The following is a 5,912-nucleotide window of genomic DNA, read 5'->3' on the forward strand; positions in this document are numbered from 1 at the left end:
GCGGCCGACCTTGGCGCAGGGCCGGCCCTCGCGCAGGACCACGTCGGCGGTGTAGTCGGCGCTGCCCTTGAGCAGGGAGGAGCCGACGGCGTAGGAGTCGACCGGGACCCCCGTGGCCTCGAAGGCGGCGATCCGCTCGGCGGTGAAGCCGCCCGAGACGATCACCCGGACATGGCCGAACCCCTCGCCGTCCAGGGCCTGGCGGACCTTCTCGACCAGGCGCCGGTTGACCCCGGTGGGGGCGAAGTCCCCCGTCCTCTCCATCTCCGGCCACAGCGCCCGGTCGACCATGGTGCCCGAGGTGTCCAGCCGCACCCCCCACAGCCGCTCCCCGAACGCCCGGGCGCAGGCCAGCGAGGTCGCCACCGAGTCGTTGTGGAAGTCGACCAGGGCGATCAGGGGCACCCCGGGGAACTGGCGGGCGAAGGCGGCCACCGCGGCCACCGTGTCGCCGCCGAAGGTGGCGATCAGGGCGTGCGGGATGGTGCCGAGGCCGCGTTCGCCCCACCAGGCCGCCTGGGCGTCGGTGGCCACCCCCTGGGCGCCGCCGACGAAGGCGGCGTAGCCGTCGCCGCCCTGGGTGGCCCAGTGGTCGAAGCGGTCGGCGAAGAACAGCACCGGCTTGCCCCTGGCCGCGTCCACTACCTTGCGCACGTTGCTGGCGACCAGGGTGCGGCGGGCCAGCACCCCCAGGTAGACGCTCTCCAGGTGGGCGACCAGCCGGTAGGGGCCGGTGAGCTCGATGACCGGCTCCCAGGCGTCGATCCGGTCGCCGTCGCGCAGCGCCGACACCGCCAGGTCGTCCGGGTCGGCCCGGCGCCAGTGCCGCTCGAAGGCCGCCTCCGCCTCCACCTGGGCCCGCACCCCCTCGACCCAGGCGTCCCCGCCCCGCGAGCGGGCCCGGCGGGCGGCGTCCCGGGCGGTCAGGTAGCTGGCGAACGCCCGGTCGGCGGCCGCCGGGTCGGCGAACGAGCCGGCCCCCAGGGCCAGCACGGCCAGGGCCTCGTCGATGCCGCAGGCCACCATGGCGTCCGAGCGCTGGAACACCTGCATGGTCACCCGGGTGTCGTCGCCCTCGGCGGCCAGGATCCTCCGGGACCGGTCGAAGTAGACCGCGGCCCGGTACCCGGAACGCAGCTCGACCACCGGCAGGTCGAAGATCCAGGCGGCGAGTCGGCCGTCGGCCGTGCGTGTCTCCATGGTGCAACACTATGCTCCGTCCATGGCTACACGGAGGAGTGGTTGACCTTGTTCCGCCGCCTGGCGGTCGTCACGATCGCGACGACCTTCGTGCTGATCGCCGTCGGGGGCCTGGTGCGGGCGACCGACTCCGGGCTGGGCTGCCCCGACTGGCCGCGCTGCTTCGGCAAGCTCGTCCCCCCGGCCGAGCTGCACGCCTGGATCGAGCATTCCCACCGGCTGGTCGCCTCGGTGGTGATGGTGCTGGTGGCGGCGCTGGTGGTCGCCGCCTGGCGGACCGGCCAGGAGCGGGTGGTCCGCCGGGCCGCCGTGGCCGCCCTGGCGCTGGTGCTGGCCCAGGCCCTGATCGGGGCGTTCGTGGTCTGGTGGAAGCTGCGGGCCGACTCCGTCACCCTGCACCTGGCCACCGCCCTGGCCCTGGTCGCCCTGCTCATCTTCATCGACTTCCGGGCTCGCCACGGCGGCGGCCGCCGCCAGGGCCAGGACCGGCGCTTCGTGCGCCTGGTCGCGGCCGGCGCCGGCCTGCTCTACCTCCAGATGCTGGTCGGCTCGACCGTCACCGGCCACCACGCCGGGCTGGCCTACCCCCTGGACGTGCTCTGGCCCGACCTCGGCCCCAGCGTGGCCCGCATCCAGCTCGCCCACCGGACCCTGGCCGTGGTCGTCGGGACCCTGGTCGTGGCCATCTGGCTGGTGGCCCGGCGCAGCCAGCGGGACCATCCCACGGTGACCCGGCTGGCCGGCTACGCCGCCGGCCTGGTGGCCGTCCAGATCGGCCTGGGCGTGGCCAACGTGGCCAACCGCCTGTCGGCCCTGACGGTGGTCCCCCACCTGGCCGTCGGGGCGCTGCTCTGGGGGACCCTGTTCGCCCTGCTGCTGCACGCCGACCGGTTCGCGGGCCTGCCCGGCCGCGACCCGGCCGAGCCCGAGCCGGCCCCGGCCCGCGGCGCCCGCCAGTCGGCCACCGCCTACTTCCTGCTGACCAAGCCCCGCATCATCGAGCTGCTGTTGGTCACCACCGTCCCGACCATGTTCATCGCCGCCCGCGGGGTGCCGTCGCCCTGGCTGATGGCGGCCACCCTGTTCGGCGGCGCCCTCTCGGCGGCCAGCGCCAACGTCCTCAACTGCTACCTGGACCGCGACATCGACGCCCTGATGCGGCGCACCGCCCGCCGGCCCCTGCCCGCCCACCGGGTCGACCCGGCCGACGCCCTGCGGTTCGGGCTGGTCCTGGGGGTGGCCGGGTTCGTGTGGCTGTGGACGTTGGTGAACCCGCTCTCGGCCGTGCTGGCCACCGCGGCCATCCTGTTCTACGTGTTCGTCTACACCATCGGCCTCAAGCGCCGCTCGACCCAGAACATCGTCATCGGCGGGGCCGCCGGGGCCGTGCCGGTGCTGGTCGGCTGGTCGGCCGTGACCGGACGGGTCGACCTGCCGGCGCTGGTGCTGTTCGCGATCATCTTCTACTGGACCCCGCCGCACTTCTGGGCGCTGTCGCTCCGCTACAAGGACGACTACGCCGCCGCCGGGGTGCCGATGCTGCCGGTGGTCCGGGGGGCGCGCGAGACCTCGACCCAGATCCTCTACTACACGGTCCTGCTGGTCGCCGTGACCCTGCTGCTGTACCCGGCCGGGCGCATGGGGGCGGTGTACCTGGCCGCGGCCGTGGCCCTCGGCGGGGCGTTCATCTGGCGGGCCCTGGAGCTGCGCCGCGACCTCACCGGCCGGCGGGCCATCCGGCTGTTCAGCTTCTCCAACACCTATCTGGCCCTGCTGTTCGGCGCCATGGCGCTGGATGCGGTGGTACGGGGAGGGGCATGAGGTACAGTCGTTTCCGATCCGACCACCCAGGAAGCGAGGCGACCGGACACCGATGCGACGCGCGCGACTGATCGGCACCGTTCTGGTGGGGGTGCTGGTGCTGGCGGGATGCGGCTCGCTCACCCCGGTCACCGAGGAGGGGGTCGAGATCCGTGACCTCTACAACGTGCTCTTCGTCGCCGCCGCGGTCGTCTTCGTGCTGGTCGAGGCGGCGATCGTGTTCGCCGTGCTCCGCTACCGCCGCCGCGGCGACATGCTCCCGCCCCAGTTCCACGGCAACAACCTGCTCGAGGTCGTCTGGACGGTGGTGCCGCTGCTGATCGTGGCCGGCCTGTTCGTGCTCTCCTGGGGGGTCCTCAACCGGGTCGAGGCCAAGGCCGACAACCCCCGGGTGACGGTCAACGTGCTCGGCTTCCAGTGGCAGTGGCAGTTCACCTACCAGGGTGAGCGGGTGCCGCTCCCGGCCGGCCAGCCGCCCGAGGACCTGTCCATCAAGGGCACCATCGCCAAGCCGCCGGTCATCTACCTGCCGGTGGGCGAGCCGATCCGGTTCAACGCCGAGGCCCAGGACGTCATCCACTCCTTCTACGTGCGCGAGTTCCTGTTCAAGCGCGACGCCTTCCCCGGCCACCTCAACACCTTCGACCTGACCATCACCGAGCCGGGCGACTACGGCGGCCAGTGCACCGAGTACTGCGGGCTGGCCCACCAGGCGATGCGCTTCACCATCCGGGCCGTCCCCCGGCCCCAGTTCGAGGCCTGGCTGGCCAAGGCCAAGAAGGAGGCGGCCAGCGGCTGCCCCGACGACCCCAACCCGCGCTCGATCGCGGCCAAGGACGTCGCCTTCAACAAGGACTGCCTGTCCGGGCCGGTGAACCGCGAGTTCGAGATCACCTTCGAGAACCAGGAGGCGGTGCCCCACAACGTCGCCTTCTTCGAGGGCGCGGACGCGAACGCCCCCCGCATCCTGCCCGAGACCGAGACGCCGGTGTTCCCCGGCCCCGAGACGGTCACCTACAAGCTGCCCGCGCTCAAGGCCGGGAGCTACTTCTTCCACTGCGACGCCCACGCCCAGGCCATGCAAGGCAAGCTCGAAGTACGGTCACGGTAAGGAGCCCGACAGATGGCGATCACGCAAGCCCGGCCCGAGGCCGCCGCCGACGCGGCACACGGCATCAGCCCTCGGCGCCACCCGATCGCGAGCTGGCTGACCACCACCGATCACAAGAAGATCGGGATCATGTACCTGGTCAACTCGTACTTCTTCTTCGGGGTGGCCGGGCTGCTGGCGGTGTTCATCCGGGCCGAGCTGGCCGAGCCCGGGACCCAGTTCTTCGCCGAGCAGCGCTACAACGAGCTGTTCACCATGCACGGGACCACGATGATCTTCCTGTTCATCATCCCGATCCTGGCCGGGTTCGGGAACTACATCGTGCCCCTGCAGATCGGCGCCCTCGACATGGCCTTCCCGCGGGTCAACGCGCTGTCGTTCTGGATGCTGCCCCTGGCCGGGCTGGTCCTGTTCTCCAGCTACGCCCTGGGCGGCCCGGCCGACGCCGGCTGGACCCAGTACGCCCCGCTGTCGGAGGGGGTCGGCGCCCAGGGCAACTCGATCGGCACCGACCTGTGGATCATCTCCCTGCTGCTGGTCGGGACGGCCTCGATCCTGGGCGCGGTCAACTTCATCACCACCATCTTCAACATGCGGGCGCCGGGCATGACGATGTTCCGGATGCCCCTGTTCACCTGGACCATCCTGGTCACCTCGCTGCTGGTGCTGCTGGCCACCCCGGTGTTCACCAGCGCCCTGGTGCTGCTGCTGATCGACCGCAACCTGGGCGGGTCGTTCTTCAACCCGGCCAACGGCGGGATCGCGGTGCTGTGGCAGAACGTCTTCTGGTTCTACTCCCACCCGGCCGTGTACGTGATGGTCCTGCCCGGCATGGGCATCATCTCCGACGTGCTGCCGGTGTTCTCGCGCAAGCCGCTGTTCGGCTACAAGGCGTTCGTGTTCGCCACCGCCGGCATCGGCGCCCTCGGCTTCAGCGTCTGGGCCCACCACATGTTCGTCACCGGCCAGGTGCTGCTGCCGTTCTTCAGCATCATGACCTTCCTGATCGCCGTGCCCACCGGGGTCAAGTTCTTCAACTGGATCGCCACCCTGTTCAAGGGCCAGATCAGCTTCCCGACGGCGATGCTGTTCGCCATCGGGTTCCTGACCATGTTCCTGATCGGTGGCATCGACGGCGTGTTCCTGGCCTCGCCGCCGGTCGACTTCGCCCTCACCGAGACCTACTGGGTGGTTGCCCATATCCACTACGTGCTGTTCGGCGGCAGCGTGTTCGCCGTCTACGCCGGCTTCTACTACTGGTTCCCGAAGTTCAGCGGCAAGAAGCTCAACGAGGGCCTTGGCAAGCTCCACTTCTGGCTGCAGTTCATCGGCTTCAACCTGACCTTCTTCTCCATGCACATCCTGGGCCTGCTGGGCATGCCCCGGCGCATCCAGGACTACGAGGCCCTGCCCGACTGGGTCGGCCTCAACCAGCTCCAGACCGCCGGCGCCCTGATCATCGCCCTGTCCACGGCGCCGTTCCTGGCCAATGTGGTCATGACCATGCGCCGCAAGGACAAGGACCCCGAGGATCCCTGGGAAGGCAACACCCTGGAGTGGTACACCTCCTCCCCACCGCCGGCGCACAACTTCGACAGCCTGCCCGAGATCCACTCCGAGCGGCCGCTGTTCGACCTGCGCCACGCCGACGAGCTCACCGTCCACCCCGACGCCACCACCACAGGAGCCCGCTGATGGCCGTCGTCGACACCGCCTCGCTCCAGGAGCGGCCCGCCGAAGAGCACCACAAGCCGGGCGGCATCAGCTCCTCGCTGCTCGG

Annotated in this window: 4 protein-coding genes; 3 read left to right on the top strand and 1 reads right to left on the bottom strand. The window is 70.9% G+C overall.

Annotated elements, in window-relative coordinates; all coding sequences use genetic code 11:
- Window positions 1–1,200 (bottom strand): hypothetical protein (locus tag VF468_06280; GenBank protein HEX5877916.1); only part of this gene is annotated, 1,200 nt, incomplete at its 3' end.
- Between the two features lie 42 nt (window positions 1,201–1,242).
- Here VF468_06280 and VF468_06285 point away from each other — a divergent pair.
- Genes VF468_06285 through ctaD form a run of 3 tightly spaced genes read left to right on the top strand, consistent with a single transcriptional unit; the run spans window position 1,243 to window position 5,827 of the window.
- Entirely contained in the window at window positions 1,243–3,021 is a 1,779-nt protein-coding gene (locus VF468_06285; protein HEX5877917.1) for a heme o synthase, read from the top strand.
- Window positions 3,022–3,073: 52 nt separating this feature from the next.
- Window positions 3,074–4,132 (top strand): cytochrome c oxidase subunit II, encoded by a 1,059-nt coding sequence (gene coxB, locus VF468_06290; protein ID HEX5877918.1) that lies wholly within the window; start codon window positions 3,074–3,076, stop codon window positions 4,130–4,132.
- A gap of 12 nt (window positions 4,133–4,144) precedes the next feature.
- Complete coding sequence (ctaD, locus tag VF468_06295) at window positions 4,145–5,827, top strand: cytochrome c oxidase subunit I (protein ID HEX5877919.1); 1,683 nt, start codon at window positions 4,145–4,147, stop codon at window positions 5,825–5,827.
- Window positions 5,828–5,912 lie beyond the last annotated feature (85 nt).

Source organism: Actinomycetota bacterium (assembly GCA_036280995.1).
GTDB lineage: Bacteria > Actinomycetota > CALGFH01 > CALGFH01 > CALGFH01 > CALGFH01.

What these genes read in the sequence shown, in the direction of transcription:
- coxB (HEX5877918.1), top strand. Translation starts at nt 3,074, where the DNA reads ATGCGACGCGCGCGACTGATCGGCACCGTTCTGGTGGGGGTGCTGGTG.
- ctaD (HEX5877919.1), top strand. Translation starts at nt 4,145, where the DNA reads ATGGCGATCACGCAAGCCCGGCCCGAGGCCGCCGCCGACGCGGCACAC.